The following is a 16,758-nucleotide window of genomic DNA, read 5'->3' on the forward strand; positions in this document are numbered from 1 at the left end:
ATACGCATCGGCGATGCAGGCGGCGTGTCAGCGTGGCTCAGGTCTCGTCGCCGTCGCCTTCACTGCCTTCGTCCTCGCCCGCCGCATCACCCTCGGCCAGATCGCCGAGCAGCGACTGCGCCTGTTCGGACGCCAGCGACTCCACGCCACGCAGGCGCCGTTCGATGGTGCGGGTCTTGCGGCTGGCCTCGCCGATGCTGCGACCCACCGTGGTGATCTGCTTCTCGGCCTTTTCGAGGATGCCGGCGAACTTGCCGAACTCGCTCTTCACCGCACCCAGCAGGCTCCACACCTCGCTGGAACGTTGCTCGATGGCCAGCGTGCGGAAGCCCATCTGCAGGCTGTTGAGCAGCGCGGTGACCGTGGTCGGGCCGGCCACCACCACGCGGTGCTCGCGCTGCAGCAGGTCGACCAGGCCCGGGCGCCGGATCACTTCGGCATACAGGCCTTCGGTGGGCAGGAACATCACCGCGAAGTCGGTGGTGTGCGGCGGCGCGATGTACTTGTCGCAGATCGACTTGGCCTGCACGCGCACCGCGCGCTCCAGCTGGATGCCCTGCAGGCGCACACCCTCGGCGTCTCCCTGTTCCTGCGCGTCCAGCAGGCGCTCGTAGTCCTCGCGCGGGAACTTGGAGTCGATCGGCAGCCACACCGGCGTGTCGTCGCTGCTGCGGCCCGGCAGGCGCACGGCGATATCGACCATCTCGCCACTATCCGGGCGCACCTTCACCGCACGCGCGTACTGCTCCTGGGTGAGCGTCTGCTCGAGGATGTTCTCCAGCTGTACTTCACCCCAGCTGCCACGGTTCTTGACGTTGGTCAGCACGCGCTTGAGGTCGCCGACGCCGGTGGCCAGCTGCTGCATTTCGCCGAGGCCACGCTGCACCTGTTCCAGGCGCTCGGAGACCAGCTTGAAGGAATTGCCCAGCCGCGTTTCCAGGGTGGACTGCAGCTTCTCGTCCACGGTGTGGCGCATCTGCTCCAGCTTCTGCGCGTTGTCGTTCTGCAGCGCGCGCAGCTGTTCTTCCAGCGTCGTGCGCATCTCGGCGATGCGCTGCTCGTTGCGCTGCGTCAGTTCCTGCAGGCGCAGGCCAAGGCTTTCGGTTAGTCGCTGCTGCGACTGCGCGCCCTCCTCGCGGCCCTTGCGTGCATCGTCCACCAGGGTCTGGCGCAGCGCGCCGAGCTGGGTATCGGTACGCCCGGTGAGCTCCTGCAGCTGCTGGCCAAACGCATGGATGCGCGCTTCCTGCTGCTGGCCGAAGGTCTCCAGCTGGCCGCGCAGTTCCTGCAGCCGCTGTCCCATCAACGCCGCGCCCCGCTGCTGGCTCTCGGCCGCTTCGGCACGCGCCTTGCGGGCGTCCTCACCCAGCGCTTCGCGCAGCAGGTCCAGGCGCTGGTCGGTGCGGGTGGACAGGTCGGTCAGCGCGCGGGCAAAACCATCGAGCTGTTCGCGCAGTTCGCTGCGCCCGGCGCGCGCCTCCTCGCGCACCGCCTGTTCCAGGCGGTCGTGCGGCGGGCGGCGCAGCAGGGCGACCAGCTGCAGGATGAGCACGGCCAATAGAAGGCCGCCAATGAGCAGATATTCGGTTTGCATGGAGCAAGTGTAGGCTGGCCGAGTCTCAGCCGCTGCGTCAGGACCATGCTCGCTCTGTACGGAAAGCCCACCTCCATCAATGTGCGCAAGGTGCTGTGGCTGCGCGCGGGGCTGGATCTGCCCCTGCACCACGAACCAGCACCCCCGCCGGACCTGCTGGCCGCACTGAACCCCAACCGGCAGGTGCCGGTGCTGCGCGATGGCGACTTCGTGCTGTGGGAATCCAACAGCATCTGCCGCTACCTGGTCGCACGCGCCGACCGCGAGGACCTGCTGCCACGTGCAGCAAAGGACCGGGCCCGGGTGGAGCAGTGGATGGACTGGCAGGCCAGCGACCTCAACAGCGCCTGGCGCCACGTGTTCATGGCGCGCGTGCGCCAGCATCCGGACTACCCGGATGACGCCCGTGCGGAGGCCAGCCTGGCGCAGTGGAACCGATTGATCGGCATGCTTGATGCACAGCTGGCCACCACCGACGGCTACGTGGTGGGCAGCACCTTCACCCTGGCTGATGTCGTGCTGGGACTGTCGACCCAACGCTGGCGCAGCACGCCGGGCAGCAAGCCCGCGCTGCCCCACGTCGCCGCATGGTTCGAGCGCCTGCGGCAGCAGCCCGGTTTCGCCGAACACGTCGACAACGGCGTGGCGTGAGCCGTGGTTCCCGCAGCTGTTGGTAGGTGTCGACCTTGGTCGACACGGCTGATCCATGCCATGCGTGGATGAATCTCTGTAGAGCCGGACCCATGCTCGGCTGACGCCCATGCGCGAACGGCAGCCGAGCATGGGCTCGGCTCTACAGGAGCCTTACCAGCCTTGCAGCACGATCTTGCCCTTGGCGCGATGGCTCTCCAGCAGCGCATGGGCACGGCGCAGGTTGGCCGCATCGATGCGCCCAAAGTGCTCGCCCAGGGTGGTCTGCAGCACGCCCGTGTCGATCAGCTCGGCGACCCGGTTCAACAGGTCGTGCTGGCGCTGCATGTCGGCGGTGCGGTACAGCGGCCGGGTGAACATCGATTCCCAGTGCAGTGACAGCGCCTTGCGCTTGAGCGCCATCACATCCACCTGGCCCGGGTCATCGATCAGGCCGAACTGGCCCTGCGGCGCCAGCAGCTCCACGATCTGCGCGTAGTGCTGGTCGGAGTGGGTCAGGCTGGCCACGTGCTGCACCTCGCTGATGCCCAGCCGTGCCAGTCCCTCGGCCAGCGGCAGGCTGTGGTCGATCACGTGGTGTGCGCCCATTGCGTACGTCCAGTCCTGGGTATCCGGACGCGAGGCGGTGCCGATCACGGTCAGCTTGGTCAGCTTCCGCGCCAGCTGCACCAGGATCGAACCGACACCACCGGCAGCGCCGATCACCAGCAGGGTCTGGCCTTCACCGCCGCCCTCGGGGATGCGCAGACGGTCGAACAGCAGCTCCCAGGCAGTGATTGCTGTCAGTGGCAACGCGGCGGCGGCCGCATCGTCGAGACTGGCCGGCTTGCGGCCGACGCTGCGCTCGTCCACCAGCTGGTACTCGGCATTGCTGCCCGGGCGGTCGATGACGCCGGCGTAGTAGACCGCGTCGCCGGGCTGGAACAGGGTCACCTCGCTTCCCACCGCATCGACGATGCCGACCGCATCCCAGCCCAGCACGCGCGGGCCATCGGTGGCCACGCCACGGCGGACCTTGGTGTCGACCGGGTTCACCGCCACCGCGCGCACCGCCACGCGCAGGTCACGCGGGCCGGGCTGCGGCAGCTCCAGTTCGATGTCGATCAGGGCCTGGGCATCATCGATCGGCAGGCCGGCTTGGGTGTAGGCAATGGCGCGCATGGCAGCGGTCCAGTGGGGAAGGAGGCGACAGGTTGCGCCGCGCGCGCTCCCGCAGAAAGGCGCAGAATCGGGCAGCACTTTCACTCTGGCAATGAAGATGATCCGCTTCGACGATCTGCAGCTGTTCGTCCGCACTGCCGCGCTGGGCAGCTTCTCGCAGGCGGCGCGCGAGGCCGACCTGCTGCCGGGGCAGGTTGCCGCGGCAGTGGCGCGGCTGGAACGCGAGCTGGACCTGCGCCTGTTCGTGCGCACCACCCGCAGCCTGCGCCTGACCGGCGAGGGCGCGCTGTACCTGCCGTATGCGCAGGAGGTGCTGGCCACCCTGCGCGAGGGCCAGGCGCGCGTGCAGGGCGAGGACACCGAACTGCACGGCACCCTGCAGCTGTCGGCGCCCTCGGACCTCGGCCGCAACCTGCTACTGCCCTGGCTGAGCGCCTTCCGCGCCGCGCACCCGCGGCTGCGCCTGCACCTGCGCCTGTCCGACGAAGTGGCTGATGTGTTCCGCGACCCGGTCGACGTGGCCATCCGCATCGGCCACTTCGACGACGCCAACTACGTCGCCCTGCCCCTGCTGGAAGGCAATCGGCGCGTGCTCGCGGCCTCGCCCGACTATCTGCAGCGGCGCGGCACGCCCACCCGCCTGGACGAGCTGCGTGAGCACGACTGCCTGGTCTACCAGCTCAGTGGCCGCGCCTACGATCGCTGGTCGTTCGAGGTTGACGGGCGCCGCAGCGTGATTCCGGTGCGCGGTCCGCTGGTCTGCGACGACGCCGACGTGGTGCGACGCTGGGCGGTGGCCGGCGAAGGCATCACCTACAAGTCCTGGCTGGACCTGCGCGAGGACGTGCTGGCCGGCCGCCTGCAGCTGCTGCTGGACGGTGTTGGCAGCCACATTCCGCTGCAGCTGGTATGCCCGCACCGCAAGCAGTTCTCGCCAGCGGTACGGCAACTGCATGCGCAGCTGCGCCAGCACCTGCAACCGCTGCTGTCTGGCATGCCTGGTGGGTCCAACGCCCCCCTGTCGCCAATCCCGGCGCTGACCGACAATGGCGGCCCCCCGTAACAAGAGAACGCCGCCATGCCGTGGATGGGCATCCAGGACCTGTGGACGTTTCTGGTCGCTGTGCTGGTGTTTCTCGCCCTGCCCGGCCCCGGCACCTTCACCCTGCTGACCGCCACCGGCCGTGGCGGCGTGCGTGGCGGCTACACCGCGCTGGCCGGCCTGCTGGTCGGCGACCAGATCCTGATGTGGCTGGCGCTGGCCGGTGTGGCCGCATTGCTGAAGGCCAACCCGCTGGTGTTCCACGCCGTGCAGTACCTGGGTGCGGCCTACTTGGTGTGGGTGGGCATCAGCCTGCTGCGCACGCCGAAGCACGAGGGTGATGACGCCGGCCCGATCCGCATGCAGCCGGGCCGCTACTTCCAGCAGGCGATCCTGGTCAGCCTGCTCAATCCGAAGGCGATCCTGTTCTACATGGCCTTCCTGCCGCTGTTCATCGACCCGAAGGCACACCAGGGCATCGCGACCTTCGCGGCACTGGCCGGCATCATCCTGGTGGTCAGCATCGCCTACTGCTCGATGCTGATCGGCGTGGGCAACCTGGCCCGTCGCCGGTTGATCCAGCACCCGCGCATCAGCGATGCGCTGCGCCGCGTGGCCGGCCTGTTCCTGGTGGGGTTCGGCATCCGGTTGGGGCTGAACGGATGATCCGGTGGCTGCTGGTGGTGGGGTTCATCGGTCTGCTGGCCGACACCGCAGCGGCCAGCGCGCAGGACCATCGCTGCCTCACCGGGGGCCGCAACGACGGCATCCACCTGCTGTGGCGCTGGCTGGACGATGGCAGCGCCGACGTGCAGTACGCCGGGCAGCGCGGCCGCCTGCAGGTGCAACAGGTGTCGCAGGAAACGACGGTGCTGGCCGAAGACCGCCCGTACCAGTTCGACAGCGTCTGGGAAGAACGCATCGGTGGCCGCCTCAATGGGCGCTACTACCTGAGCACCCAGGGCGCGCACGTCTACGGTTTCAGCTACGAGCGCGCCCACGACGGGCGACGTACCGAGTTCAACGAGGACGTCGAGGCGTGGCACGAGGATGGCTGCCATTGGCCGGGAGGCGTAGCGGCGCGCGTGGTCGATTGAAGCATGCCAACCAAGGTTGGCATCTACCGGTCGTGCATCTCCGCGCGCAGGTGGTCGATGAACACCCGCAGCTTGGGCGCCATCTGCTCGCGCGCGGGGTAGTACAGGTGGAAGCCGGGGAACGGCGGCTGCCAGTCCTGCAGCACGCTCTGCAGTCGCCCAGCGGCGATGTCGTCGGCCATCAGCGAAGCGAAGCCCTGGGCCATGCCCAGCCCCGCCCGCACGGCGTGATGGGCGACACCGGCATCGTTGAACACGAGCCGCCCGCTTACTTCCACGTCCAGGTCGTGGCCTTCGCGGCTGAACTCCCAGGGCATCAGCCGGCCATTGGCCAGGCGGTGCACGATGCAGGCGTGGCCATGCAGGTCATGCGGGGTCTGCGGCACGCCATGGCGTTCGAAATAGGCCGGCGTGGCCACCACCACCTGCCGCTCGGGTGGCCCGACCGGCACCGCGATCATGCCCTGCGCGAGTGATTCGCCCAGGCGGATGCCGGCGTCGAAGCCCTCGGCCACCAGATCGGTCAGCGCGGGGTCGACGCAGAGTTCCACCTGCACCTGCGGGTAGCGCGCAAGGAAATCGGGCAGCCGCGGCAGGACCATGCGATCGGCGACGATGCGCGGCAGGGTCACCCGCAGCCGCCCGGCAGGCACCGAACGCGCGCTGTCCAGTTCGGCAAAGGCCTGGTCGATCTGGTCCAGGCCGCCGCGCACGCGCTGCAGGAAACGCGCGCCGTGTTCGGTCAGGCTGACCCGCCGTGTGGTCCGCTGCAGCAGGCGCACGCCCATCCGCGCTTCCAGCGCGCGCACGCTCTGCGACAGCGCCGAAGTCGACACGCCCAAGGCATCGGCGGCGCGGGTAAAGCTGGCGTGCTCGGCCACGTGGACGAAGGCGACCACAGCGTTGAGGGGGACGGAGGCATCCATTGTGAAGCCAGCCTTCAAGGTAAGTCCGGTGGCACGCAGTTTATCCACATGATGGCGTGGAGGATGCTGTGCCCCTCGCCACTGCCCATCCAGGCGTGGCGCCTTCCCCAAGGAGATCCGCATGAAGACCCGTACTCTCGGCCCCGCCGGCCCCACCGTGTCCGCCCTCGGGCTGGGCTGCATGGGCATGAGCGCCTACTACGGCGGCCGCAGCAGTGAGGAGGACGCCATTGCCGTCATCCAGCACGCGCTGGACCGAGGCGTGACCCTGCTCGACACCGCCGATGTGTATGGCCCGCACACCAACGAGGTGCTGGTCGGGCGCGCGATCGCCGGGCGCCGCAACCAGGTGTTCCTGGCCAGCAAGTTCGGCATCGGCCTGGACCCTTTCGACCCGCAGGCGCGGCAGGTCAACGGCCACCCGCACTATGTGCAGGCCGCCTGCGAGGCCAGCCTGCGCCGCCTGGGCGTGGACCACATCGACCTGTACTACCAGCACCGCGTCGACCCGACCGTGCCGATCGAGGACACCGTAGGTGCGATGGCACGCCTGGTGGAACAGGGCAAGGTCCGCTGGCTGGGCCTGTCCGAGGCCTCGGCGGCCACCCTCCGCCGCGCCCATGCGGTGCACCCGATCACGGCGGTACAGAGCGAGTACTCGCTGTGGTCGCGCGAGCCGGAGCAGAACGGGGTGCTGGCCACCACGGCGGAACTGGGCATCGGCTTCGTGCCGTATTCGCCGCTGGGCCGTGGCTTCCTGACCGGCGCCATCCGCAGCCCGGACGACTTCGACGCCGACGATTACCGGCGCACCTCGCCCCGCTTCGAAGGCGAGAACTTCCAGCGCAACCTGGCGCTGGTGGACACCGTGCAGGCGCTGGCCGCCGAGCGCGGGATCGCCGCCTCGCAGCTGGCGCTGGCCTGGGTGCTGTCGCGCGGCGAGCACATCGTACCGATCCCGGGCACGACGCGGCGGGCACGGCTGGACGAGAACCTCGGTGCGTTGCAGGTGGAACTGGATGCGGCCACGCTGGACGCACTGGATGCGGCCTTCCCGCTGCATGCCGCTGCCGGTGACCGGTATTCGGCCAGTGGCATGGCCAACATCCAGTCGTAGCAGCGGCCGGGACCAATGCACACCGGTGGCTGTCGCCGGATTGTGCCGATTCCGGCAGCCTGGCCGGGGCGCAGCGCGCGCCCCGCCATGCATGACCCCCGTCAGTGGTAATGCTGCGCTGCGTTCGGTCACACTCGGGAACTTGTCGTTCTCAGTCACCCCTTCCGAGGCCTGCATGTCCCTGTTCCGGCGCAAGTCCCTAGATTCCGTCACCGTCCACGAAGCCGGCAGGCGCCTGATCCCCACGCTCAGCTGGCCGCACCTGATCGCGCTGGGCATCGGCGCCATCGTCGGTACCGGCATCTATACGCTGATCGGCGTGGGTGCCAACCTGGCCGGCCCGGCCGTGCTGATCTCCTTCGCCATCGCCGGTGCGGTCTGCGCCTGTGCGGCGCTGTCCTACGCCGAGCTGTCGACGATGATGCCGGCCGCCGGCAGTGCCTACACCTACAGCTACAGCGCACTGGGCGAGGTGTTTGCCTGGGTGGTGGGCTGGAGCCTGATCCTGGAGTACTCGCTGGTGGTGAGTACGGTGGCGGTGGGCTGGTCCGGCTACTTCGTCGGCTTCCTCGAATGGGTCCACACCCAGTTCGGCTGGAACGTGCACCTGCCGGCCTGGCTGGCGGCCGGCCCGCACGTGGAAGGCGGCATGATCAACCTGCCGGCGATCATCATCACCTGGCTGGTAGCCGGCATGCTGATGGCCGGCACCAAGGAAAGCGCCACCCTCAACGCCATCCTGGTGGTGTTCAAGCTGATCGCGCTGGCCATCTTCGTGGCCGTGGCGCTGCCCGCGTTCGACAGCGCCAACCTGCAGCCGTTCATGCCGTACGGCTTCGCCAAGTCGATCGGCCCTGACGGCGTCGAACACGGCGTGATGGCGGCAGCAGCGATCATCTTCTTTGCCTTCTACGGCTTCGACGCGATCTCCACCGCCGCCGAGGAAACCAAGAACCCGGGCCGCGACCTGTCGATCGGCATCATCGGTTCGATGATCGGCTGCACCATCGTCTATGTGCTGGTGGCGCTGGCCGCGGTCGGTGCGATGAGCTACGCCGTGTTTGGCCACAGCGCCGAGCCGCTGGCGCTGATCATGCGCCAGCTGGGCCATCCGACCGCAGCGATGGTGATCGGCGTGATCGCGATCATCGCGCTGCCGACCGTGCTGCTGGCCTTCCTGTACGGCCAGAGCCGCATCTTCTTCGTGATGAGCCGCGATGGCCTGCTGCCGCGTGGCCTGTCCAAGGTCAACGCACGCACCGGCACGCCGGTGGCGACCACGCTGTTCACCGCGGTGGTGGTGTCGGCGCTGGCCGGCGTTGCGCGCCTGGACGAGATCGCCGCGCTGGCCAATGCCGGTACCCTGGCCGCCTTCACCGCCGTGGGCATCTGTCTGGTGGTGCTGCGCCTGCGTGAGCCCAACCGCGAACGCACCTTCCGCACCCCGCTGGCCTTCGTGGTCGGCCCGCTGGCCGCGCTGGGCTGCATCTACCTGTTCCTCAGCCTGCCGCACAGCACCCAGCTGTATTTCCTGCTGTGGAACCTGGCCGGCCTGGTGCTGTACTTCCTGTACAGCCGCCGCCACGCGTTGATCGCGAAATAAGGGCGCCGCCGGGCACGGCCCGGCGCCTCTCTGTAGAGTCGAGCGCGGCTCGACTCTACTTGCTCCCGGCGTACTCCTGCGCCTGGCGCATCACCCGCAGCAGGTTGCCGCCCCATATGCCGGCAATCTGCTTCTCGGTATAGCCCTTGCGCAGCAGCCACGCGGTGATCTTCGGCAGCTGGCTGACATCGGGCAGGTCGCTCAGGCCACCGCCGCCATCCCAGTCCAGGCCGATGCCCACATGTTCCGGGCCGACCACCTTGAGGATGTGCTCGAAGTGGGCGAAGAAATCGTCCAGGCTGGCATGGCGTACCGGATGCTCGTGGTCCAGCGCCTGTTCGGCCTTCAGCAGGGCAACGCCCTGTTCGATGCCCATCCCTTCCCAGCCGCCCAGCTGCTTGCTGAGCGCTTCCTCGGCCTGCTTGCGCTCGGGCGTCTTCGCGGTGTCGATCAGGTAGCCGCCATAGGCGTTCACCTGGATCACGCCGCCGGCCTTGGCCAGCTTGCGCAGGCGCGCATCGTCGAGGTTGCGCGGGTGGTCGTAGACCGCCTTGGCCGAGCTGTGCGAGAGCACGAACGGCACCGGCATCATTGCCAGCAGGTCATCGAACACCGCGTCCGACGCATGTGACTGGTCGATCACGATGCCCAGCTTCACCGCCTGCCGCACCAGGTCCTTGCCGGCCGGGCTCAGGCCTTTCCACTCCGCACCCTTGGGGTCGGTGGCCGAATCGGCGAACTCGTTGTTGGCGAAGTGCACGGTGCTGAGCAGGCGCAGGCCGGCACGGTGATAGAACGAGAGCAGGCTGGGATCGGCCACCAGCGGGCTGGCGTTTTCCATGCTGATGTAGACCACGCGCTTGCCGGCAGCCTTGATCCGCGCCGCGTCATCGGCGGTCAATGCCAGCGCGAAACGCTCGGGATTGGCGGCCAGCATTTCGCGGATCTCCAGCAGCCGCTGCAGGCCATGGTCACGCTCGGCCAGATGTGCAGCGGCGCTGCGGTCGCCCTGGTCGGTGTAGATCGCCCAGAAGCCACCGTCCAGCGCGCCTTCGACCATGCGCGGGTAGTCCACCTGCGAGAGTGCGTTGCGGTCGTGGCGCTGCTCGATGTCGAAGCCGCTGCGGCCGAAATTGGCCGGCGTATCCAGATGGCTGTCGAGGGTGACCAGGCGCTGCTGCAGGGCCTTGGCCCGCGCCAGCTCCTGCGCACTGAACTCGATGGCGTGGGCGGACAGCGGCGCACACAGCGCCAGGGCAAGCACGACGGACAGGTGGCGCAACGAAGGCATGGGCTCTCACCGCGAATGGGAAGAGCCCGACCATAACGCTGCAGCATTCGCTTTTGTAGAGCCGAGCCGCGCCCCCTCATCAATGGGGCGCCATTCTCACGAACGCATCGCAATGCGCGGAAAGCTGGCCGCCGGGCAGTGGACATGATTCATGCCCGGCGAACGCAGAAGCCGACCGTCAATCCACCACGCGGCAGAACACGGCCTTCAGGTAACGCGATTCCTGCACGTGGGCCATGAACGGATGGTCCGGACCGGCGCCGGCAACCTTCAGGATCTGGATCGTGCGGCCGGAGAAGTAGGCCGCGCGGCGCAGCATGTCGAGGAACTGGTCCTCGGCCACCAGGCCGGTGCACGAGAACGTGGCGAACAGGCCGCCCGGCTTGACCACGCCCAGCGCCAGCTTGTTCATGTCCAGGTACTTCTTCAGCGCGGTGATGACCTGGTCGCGGTCGCGGGTCATCTTCGCCGGGTCCAGGATCACCACGTCGTACTGCTCGCCGCGGTTGGCGGCATCGCGCAGCCACGGGAAGATGTCGGACTGGACGAACTTCGGACGCACGTTGTTCAGGCGCGAATTGCCCTTGGCGATCTGGATGACGTCTTCATCGATGTCGATACCGACCACTTCCGAAGCACCACGCGCCGCCGCATACACGGCGAAACCGCCAGTGTTGCAGCACAGGTCCAGCACGCTCTTGCCTTCCACCTGCTGGCTCAACCATTCGCGGTTCTCGCGCTGGTCGGCGAAGAAGCCGGTCTTGTGCGCACCGGCCGGGTCGGCGCGGAACTTGATGCCGTACTCGGTGATCACCGACGCTTCGGTGGTGGTGTTGCCGTGGAAGTCGAAACTTTCCTGCTTCTGCACATGCTCGTCGGCGAAGCTGTGGAAGCGGCAACCCGGGAACTGCTCGCGCAGGGCGTCGTAGATCCACTCGCGGTGGCGGAACATGCCGGCGGCGAAGAACTCGACCACCACCAGGTCGCCGTAGCGGTCGACCACCAGGCCGGACAGGCCGTCGCCTTCGCTGTGCACCACGCGCCAGGCGTCGGAGACCGCATCGAGCTTCAGCACCTCACGGCGCAGCGACACCGCCTGGGCGATCTTGCGCGAGAACCAGCCGGCATCGACCGGCACGTTCTGATCGGTTTCGAGGATGCGCACGGCGATGCGCGAGTGCCCGTTGTAGAACCCGCGGCCAATGAACTCACCATCGATGCCGACCACGTCGACGATGGAACCGGGCTTGGGCCGGACGGTCGGCTTCTCGACCAGTTTCTGGAAGATCCACGGGTGGCTGGAACGCCACGCATTCTTGAGGCGGACAATCGGAAGGGGGGTATTCATCCACCTATTGTAAACCGGGCGCCGGGGTCAGATTCCCGTAGGGGCTCTGCCCCCGGCCAGTATGCCAACCAAGGTTGGCATCTACCAGAGCGGGGGTGCGGAGCCCGGTTGGGGACTCGACCCCAGTGCAGGGGCATTTGACTGCGGCCCGGCCAGGCCGCAGAATCGGCGGCAGAAGGGGAGTAGCTCCCAGACGTTGTCGCCGTCATTTCGAGCCCGCAGGCTCCGGTGCAACGGCAGTTCCAGCCGACTGGAACTGCGAGCGAGACCTTCGCCGTACTGGCGAAGCTCTGTCCCTGGATCCCCCTCCCGATCCTCCGTTGCAGATCCTCGCCGTCCGGCCTGGCATTCATCTTTCCAACGGACATTCCCAATGCAGACGATCGGTAACGTGTGGTTGTGGGGCGGCTTCGCAGCGGTGGTGGTCATCGCCCTGCTTGTCGACCTCGTGTTGATGCGCCATGGTGGACCGCACAAGGTCACCTTCAAGGAGGCCCTGTGGTGGTCCATCGGCTGGGTCGCGCTGGCCCTGCTGTTCAATGCGGGCCTCTGGTACTACCTGAATGAGACTGCAGGCCAGGTGGTGGCCAACAAGGTCGGCCTCGAATTCCTGACCGGTTACCTGGTCGAGAAGGCGCTGGCAGTCGACAACATCTTTGTCTTCCTGATGATCATGAGCTACTTCGCAGTGCCGGAAGAACAGCGCCAGAAGGTGCTGATCATCGGCATCCTGGGCGCGATCGTGCTGCGTACGATCATGATCTTCGCCGGTAGTGTGCTGATCAGCCAGTTCCATTGGCTGCTCTACGTGTTCGGTGCCTTCCTGCTGTTCACCGGCTGGAAGATGTGGTTCGCCGCCGGCCAGGAGCCGGACCTGGAGACCAACCCGGCCCTGCGCTGGATGCGCAAGCACCTGCGCCTGCTGCCGGACTACGCTGGCAACGCGCTGAGCGTGAAGCGTGATGGCGTGCGCTGGTTCACCCCGCTGTTCGCGGTGCTGATCCTGATCGCAGTCACCGACGTGATCTTCGCGGTGGACAGCATCCCGGCGATCTTCGCGATCACCACCGACCCGTTCATCGTGCTCACCTCCAACGTGTTCGCGGTGCTGGGCCTGCGTGCAATGTTCTTCCTGCTGGCCGGCATGGCCGACCGCTTCCACCTGCTGCCGTACGGCCTGGCACTGGTGCTGGGCTTCATCGGCATCAAGATGATGATCATCGACCTGTTCAAGATCCCGACCCCGGTGTCGCTGGGCGTGGTCGCGGTGATCATCGCCGCCACCGTGGTGCTGAGCCTGAAGTACCCGCCGAAGGAAGGCGAAGGCCAGGCCTGAGCCCGACCCGCTGGATGGCGCGGTCGGTGGGATTGTCCCGCCGGCCGTTTCCACTCTCCCGCTGCGGTGGCCTTGGTTTCACGCCAACCACCGCCATTGCTGAGGTATGAACAACAACGCGCCCCTGCCCGCTGGCGACGTGCCGGCCCCCCGCAATGACCGCTCGCGCATCCTGCGTGCGTTCAATGTCAGCCTGGCCGCCGTGCTGGTGCTGGTGGCCGTGTTCGCCCTGCAGGGCACGTTCGACTGGCGACCGTGGGCGGTCGCACCGCTGGAAGCCAGGGGCCTGCTTGGCCTGATCGGTGGCCCGATGCTGCATGCCTCGGTCGAGCACATAGTCGCCAACAGCATTGCGATCCTGATCCTCGGCACGCTGGCCGGCAGCGTCTACCCGAAAGCCACCGTTCGCGCGCTGCCCCTGCTGTGGCTGGGCTCGGGCATCGGCGCATGGATGCTGGGCAATCCGGGCAGCGTGCACCTGGGCGCCAGTGGCGTGACCCATGGCCTGATGTTCCTGCTGGCCAGCCTGGGCCTGCTGCGCCGCGATCGCGCGGCGATCGCCACTGGCCTGATCGGCATGCTGTTCTACGGCGGCATGCTGATGACCATCCTGCCACACGCCGACGGCGTGTCCTGGCAGTCGCACATGGGCGGCGCCTTCGCCGGCATCATCGCCGCGCTGCTGTTCCGCAACGCCGACCCGCTGCCGCCGCGCCCGCGCTACAGCTGGGAAGACGAGGAAGAAGACTTCGAACCGCTGCCCGACGACGAGCTGGAGCCGCCGTCACCGCAACGCGTGCCGGTGCTGTGGCAGCCACGCGAAGGACAGGATTACGTGGTGATTCCGTTCCGCCGCCCGGACGAGCCGCGCAGTTGAGGTGACGGTAGTGCCGGCCGCTGGCCGGCAATCTCATGAGCCGGTAGTGGCCGACCTTGGTCGGCACTCCTGCCGTGTGCCAACCAAGGTTGGCATCTACCAGAGCCCGTCAGTTCGCCGCATTCCCGGCGGCACCCATCCCACCCACCGCCTTCCGGCCCAGTGCCGGGTCATCGGTGAAGAACGCATCGATACCGGTGGCCAGGTAGGCACGCATTTCGGCGATCGATCCCTCTGCATTGCGCGCGTTGTCGGCACCCTTGCGCAGGTTGCTGGCCTGGAAATGGTTCTCCGGGCGGAACGTGTACGGAATCACCATCAGGCCCACCGCATGCGCATCGCGCACCAGCGTGGTCGGCGTGCCCAGTGCGCCCTTGTCATCCAGCGGAATGATCGAGCGCAGCTCCGGGCCGATGCTGTCGGCGTAGCTGGCGATGTCCTTCAGTCCGGCCGGCGTCATCATCTGCGCGTAGGTCAGCGTGCCACCGGCCTTGGCGATGTCGGCCGGCTGGGTATCTCCCTTCCACAGCAGCTGCAGCAGGCGGATGTTGCTGCCGCGCGGGATCTTGCCGCGCAGGTAGCGCAGGTTGGCGGTCTCGAACGACTGGATGGTGACCGGGCCGACGTTGGTATAGGCGTTGCCGCGCAGTGCGGCCAGCAGCTTGTCTTCCATCGGCAGGCCGATCGACTGGAAGTAGGTCGGGTGCTTGATCTCCGGTACCAGGCCGATGCCACGGTTGGCGCGGCCGGCCTGCTGCACCAGGAAGGCCAGGATCTCGTCCAGGCTGGCGATGCGGAACTGGCCGTCGTAGGCGGTGCTGCGCAACTCCGGCAGGCGCTCGCGTGCGTACAGGGTCTTCAGCTCGGCCAGGGTGAAGTCTTCGGTGAACCAGCCGTCGACCTTCTGCCCGTCGATGACCTTGCTGGTGCGGCGGCTGGCGAACTCCGGATGCGAGGCGACGTCGGTGGTGCCACCGATCTCGTTCTCGTGGCGGGCCACCATCACCCCGTCCTTGGTCATCACCAGGTCCGGTTCGATGCAGTCGGCGCCATCGGCGATCGCCTGGGCGTAGGCCGCCAGGGTGTGCTCCGGCAACAGCGCGCTTGCCCCGCGATGGCCGTAGACCGACACCTTGTGCGCGGCCGGGGTGGAGGATTCAGCACTCATGGCCACCGATGGTGCCACGGCCAGCGACAACAGCAACGCACAACCCCACGACTTCACTGCGACTTCCCCAAGCGGTATGTGATGGGCGTCAGTATGCGGCGGCAATGTGACAGGTGGGGGAAGCCGGTCCCTGTAGAGCCGAGCCCCTGCGCGGGGGGTGTACCCGCCAGCCCCGCAAGGGCTCGGCGCTAAAGTTACTTGCCGCTGCAGAAACTGGAGAAGATCCTTCCCAGCAGATCATCAGCGCTCATCTGCCCGGTGATCTCGCCCAGTGCATCATGCGCCAGCCGCAGTTCCTCGGCGGCCAGTTCCAGGTGCTCATGCGCCAGCTCGCCATCGGCGCGCTGCGCGTGTTCCTGCGCGCGCTCAATCGCATCCACGTGGCGGGTGCGCGCGGAGAACTCGCCATCCACCTGCTCCCCTGCCCCGGCCGATGCGATCGAACGCAGGCGCGCGTGCAGATCCTCCAGGCCGGCACCGGTCGCAGCGGAGACGAACACGCGGTCCGGATCGTCCAGTGCCGGCAACGCCTCCAGCAGGTCCGACTTGTTATGGATGTAGACCTTGTGCGGCACCGCCTCCACGGCATCGCCCAGCGCCGCTTCGCCGGCCACGGGATCGCGCGCATCCAGCACGATCAGGGCCAGGTCGGTGCGCTCGATCTCCACATGGGCGCGGCGCATGCCTTCGCGTTCGATGGCGTCGCCGCCGTCGCGCAGGCCGGCGGTGTCGACCAGAGTCAGCTCCAGCCCATCCAGGCGGATGGTCTCGCGCAACGTGTCGCGGGTGGTGCCGGCGATGTCGGTAACGATGGCGCGTTCGCTGCCGGCCAGTGCGTTCAGCAGTGAGCTCTTGCCGGCATTCGGCGGACCGATCAGCACGGCGTGCAGGCCATCGCGCAGGCGGCGGCCACGTTCGGCGTCGCGGCGCAGAATGGCCAGATCGCTGCGCGCCTGTTCCAGGCCACGCCGCACCTGCGCACCACCGAGGGTATCCAGCGGTTCGTCGGCGAAGTCGATGGCCGCTTCCACATGGATGCGCAGCAGCACCAGCTGCTCGACCACGGCGTCGATGCGGCGCGAGAACACGCCGTCCAGCGAGCGACGTGCAGCGCGCGCGGCGCGATTGTCGCCGGCCGCGATCAGGTCGGCGATGGCTTCGGCCTGGGCCAGGTCGAGCTTGCCGTTGAGGAACGCGCGTTCGCTGAACTCGCCCGGCCGCGCCTGGCGCGCACCGAGCGCGATGCAGCGCGCGACCAGTTGCTGCAGCAGGACCGGACTGCCGTGGCCCTGCAGTTCCACCACTTCCTCGCCGGTGAAGCTGTTCGGCGCCGGGAACCACAGCACGATGCCATCGTCGATCACCTCATCGTCGGCATCGCGCAGGCGTGCGTAGTGCGCATGGCGCGGGCGCAGCGTGGGCGCACCCAGCGCGTTGGCGATGGCCGCCGCGCGCGGGCCAGACAGGCGCAGCAGGCCGACACCGCCAGCACCCGGTGCGCTGGCAATGGCGACGATGGTGTCAGTGCGAAAGGTATCGTTCATCGC

At 67.8% G+C, this 16,758-nt stretch carries 15 protein-coding genes; 8 read left to right on the forward strand and 7 right to left on the reverse strand.

All coding sequences use genetic code 11. The annotated features are described in order from the left end of the window. Positions 1–37: 37 nt before the first annotated feature. The gene (locus tag AC13FN_RS11540) at positions 38–1,594 is read right to left on the reverse strand and encodes a DNA recombination protein RmuC (RefSeq protein WP_049436087.1); all 1,557 of its coding nucleotides are present in this window, start codon (positions 1,592–1,594) and stop codon (positions 38–40) included. A 45-nt stretch (positions 1,595–1,639) separates the two neighbouring features. On the opposite strand from AC13FN_RS11540, the gene AC13FN_RS11545 reads away from it, so the two are divergent. Then, positions 1,640–2,245 carry a glutathione S-transferase family protein gene (locus AC13FN_RS11545; protein WP_217014669.1) on the forward strand — a complete coding sequence of 202 codons (606 nt, stop codon included), beginning with the start codon at positions 1,640–1,642 and terminating at the stop codon, positions 2,243–2,245. A 153-nt stretch (positions 2,246–2,398) separates the two neighbouring features. Here the strand turns inward: AC13FN_RS11545 and AC13FN_RS11550 are convergent, their stop codons facing one another. Beyond that, entirely contained in the window at positions 2,399–3,406 is a 1,008-nt protein-coding gene (locus tag AC13FN_RS11550) for a zinc-binding alcohol dehydrogenase family protein (RefSeq protein ID WP_049436092.1), read from the reverse strand. A gap of 91 nt (positions 3,407–3,497) precedes the next feature. On the opposite strand from AC13FN_RS11550, the gene AC13FN_RS11555 reads away from it, so the two are divergent. Genes AC13FN_RS11555 through AC13FN_RS11565 form a run of 3 tightly spaced genes read left to right on the forward strand, consistent with a single transcriptional unit; the run spans position 3,498 to position 5,545 of the window. Then, positions 3,498–4,469, forward strand: coding sequence for a LysR family transcriptional regulator (locus AC13FN_RS11555; RefSeq protein ID WP_329766192.1), 972 nt, complete (start codon positions 3,498–3,500; stop codon positions 4,467–4,469). A gap of 15 nt (positions 4,470–4,484) precedes the next feature. Continuing rightward, positions 4,485–5,114, forward strand: coding sequence for a leucine efflux protein LeuE (gene leuE / locus AC13FN_RS11560; protein ID WP_043397672.1), 630 nt, complete (start codon positions 4,485–4,487; stop codon positions 5,112–5,114). Further along, complete coding sequence (locus AC13FN_RS11565; protein ID WP_049436096.1) at positions 5,111–5,545, forward strand: hypothetical protein; 435 nt, start codon at positions 5,111–5,113, stop codon at positions 5,543–5,545. The genes leuE and AC13FN_RS11565 overlap by 4 nt, the downstream gene beginning before the upstream one ends. 23 nt (positions 5,546–5,568) lie before the next feature. On the opposite strand, the gene AC13FN_RS11570 is transcribed toward AC13FN_RS11565, so the two are convergent. Then, the gene (locus tag AC13FN_RS11570) at positions 5,569–6,471 is read right to left on the reverse strand and encodes a LysR family transcriptional regulator (RefSeq protein ID WP_049436099.1); all 903 of its coding nucleotides are present in this window, start codon (positions 6,469–6,471) and stop codon (positions 5,569–5,571) included. Positions 6,472–6,592: 121 nt separating this feature from the next. On the opposite strand from AC13FN_RS11570, the gene AC13FN_RS11575 reads away from it, so the two are divergent. Continuing rightward, positions 6,593–7,588 (forward strand): aldo/keto reductase, encoded by a 996-nt coding sequence (locus AC13FN_RS11575; protein ID WP_482984417.1) that lies wholly within the window; start codon positions 6,593–6,595, stop codon positions 7,586–7,588. A gap of 175 nt (positions 7,589–7,763) precedes the next feature. After that, positions 7,764–9,191 carry an amino acid permease gene (locus tag AC13FN_RS11580; protein WP_054172873.1) on the forward strand — a complete coding sequence of 476 codons (1,428 nt, stop codon included), beginning with the start codon at positions 7,764–7,766 and terminating at the stop codon, positions 9,189–9,191. Positions 9,192–9,246: 55 nt separating this feature from the next. Here AC13FN_RS11580 and AC13FN_RS11585 read toward each other — a convergent pair whose 3' ends face one another. Both AC13FN_RS11585 and AC13FN_RS11590 read right to left on the reverse strand, forming a co-directional pair. Continuing rightward, on the reverse strand, positions 9,247–10,482 hold the full coding sequence (locus AC13FN_RS11585) for a dipeptidase (protein WP_482984416.1): 1,236 nt from the start codon (positions 10,480–10,482) through the stop codon (positions 9,247–9,249). 178 nt (positions 10,483–10,660) lie between these two features. Continuing rightward, positions 10,661–11,830 (reverse strand): class I SAM-dependent rRNA methyltransferase, encoded by a 1,170-nt coding sequence (locus AC13FN_RS11590; RefSeq protein ID WP_010487449.1) that lies wholly within the window; start codon positions 11,828–11,830, stop codon positions 10,661–10,663. A 373-nt stretch (positions 11,831–12,203) separates the two neighbouring features. Here AC13FN_RS11590 and AC13FN_RS11595 point away from each other — a divergent pair, with 373 nt between their 5' ends. Next, positions 12,204–13,166 carry a TerC family protein gene (locus AC13FN_RS11595; RefSeq protein ID WP_010487446.1) on the forward strand — a complete coding sequence of 321 codons (963 nt, stop codon included), beginning with the start codon at positions 12,204–12,206 and terminating at the stop codon, positions 13,164–13,166. 106 nt (positions 13,167–13,272) lie between these two features. After that, positions 13,273–14,043 carry a rhomboid family intramembrane serine protease gene (locus AC13FN_RS11600; protein ID WP_478413116.1) on the forward strand — a complete coding sequence of 257 codons (771 nt, stop codon included), beginning with the start codon at positions 13,273–13,275 and terminating at the stop codon, positions 14,041–14,043. A 109-nt stretch (positions 14,044–14,152) separates the two neighbouring features. On the opposite strand, the gene AC13FN_RS11605 is transcribed toward AC13FN_RS11600, so the two are convergent. Together AC13FN_RS11605 and mnmE are read right to left on the reverse strand one after the other, a co-directional pair. Then, positions 14,153–15,268, reverse strand: coding sequence for a glycerophosphodiester phosphodiesterase (locus AC13FN_RS11605; RefSeq protein ID WP_482984415.1), 1,116 nt, complete (start codon positions 15,266–15,268; stop codon positions 14,153–14,155). Positions 15,269–15,405: 137 nt separating this feature from the next. Then, a complete protein-coding gene (mnmE, locus tag AC13FN_RS11610) occupies positions 15,406–16,755 on the reverse strand; it encodes a tRNA uridine-5-carboxymethylaminomethyl(34) synthesis GTPase MnmE (RefSeq protein ID WP_482995110.1) in 1,350 nt (449 codons plus the stop codon). Positions 16,756–16,758: the final 3 nt, after the last annotated feature.

The sequence above is a fragment of the Stenotrophomonas sp. 115C5 genome (assembly GCF_056861055.1).

What these genes read in the sequence shown, in the direction of transcription:
- AC13FN_RS11540 (WP_049436087.1), bottom strand. Translation starts at nt 1,594, where the DNA reads ATGCAAACCGAATATCTGCTCATTGGCGGCCTTCTATTGGCCGTGCTC.
- AC13FN_RS11545 (WP_217014669.1), top strand. Translation starts at nt 1,640, where the DNA reads ATGCTCGCTCTGTACGGAAAGCCCACCTCCATCAATGTGCGCAAGGTG.
- AC13FN_RS11550 (WP_049436092.1), bottom strand. Translation starts at nt 3,406, where the DNA reads ATGCGCGCCATTGCCTACACCCAAGCCGGCCTGCCGATCGATGATGCC.
- AC13FN_RS11555 (WP_329766192.1), top strand. Translation starts at nt 3,498, where the DNA reads ATGAAGATGATCCGCTTCGACGATCTGCAGCTGTTCGTCCGCACTGCC.
- leuE (WP_043397672.1), top strand. Translation starts at nt 4,485, where the DNA reads ATGCCGTGGATGGGCATCCAGGACCTGTGGACGTTTCTGGTCGCTGTG.
- AC13FN_RS11565 (WP_049436096.1), top strand. Translation starts at nt 5,111, where the DNA reads ATGATCCGGTGGCTGCTGGTGGTGGGGTTCATCGGTCTGCTGGCCGAC.
- AC13FN_RS11570 (WP_049436099.1), bottom strand. Translation starts at nt 6,471, where the DNA reads ATGGATGCCTCCGTCCCCCTCAACGCTGTGGTCGCCTTCGTCCACGTG.
- AC13FN_RS11575 (WP_482984417.1), top strand. Translation starts at nt 6,593, where the DNA reads ATGAAGACCCGTACTCTCGGCCCCGCCGGCCCCACCGTGTCCGCCCTC.
- AC13FN_RS11580 (WP_054172873.1), top strand. Translation starts at nt 7,764, where the DNA reads ATGTCCCTGTTCCGGCGCAAGTCCCTAGATTCCGTCACCGTCCACGAA.
- AC13FN_RS11585 (WP_482984416.1), bottom strand. Translation starts at nt 10,482, where the DNA reads ATGCCTTCGTTGCGCCACCTGTCCGTCGTGCTTGCCCTGGCGCTGTGT.
- AC13FN_RS11590 (WP_010487449.1), bottom strand. Translation starts at nt 11,830, where the DNA reads ATGAATACCCCCCTTCCGATTGTCCGCCTCAAGAATGCGTGGCGTTCC.
- AC13FN_RS11595 (WP_010487446.1), top strand. Translation starts at nt 12,204, where the DNA reads ATGCAGACGATCGGTAACGTGTGGTTGTGGGGCGGCTTCGCAGCGGTG.
- AC13FN_RS11600 (WP_478413116.1), top strand. Translation starts at nt 13,273, where the DNA reads ATGAACAACAACGCGCCCCTGCCCGCTGGCGACGTGCCGGCCCCCCGC.
- mnmE (WP_482995110.1), bottom strand. Translation starts at nt 16,755, where the DNA reads ATGAACGATACCTTTCGCACTGACACCATCGTCGCCATTGCCAGCGCA.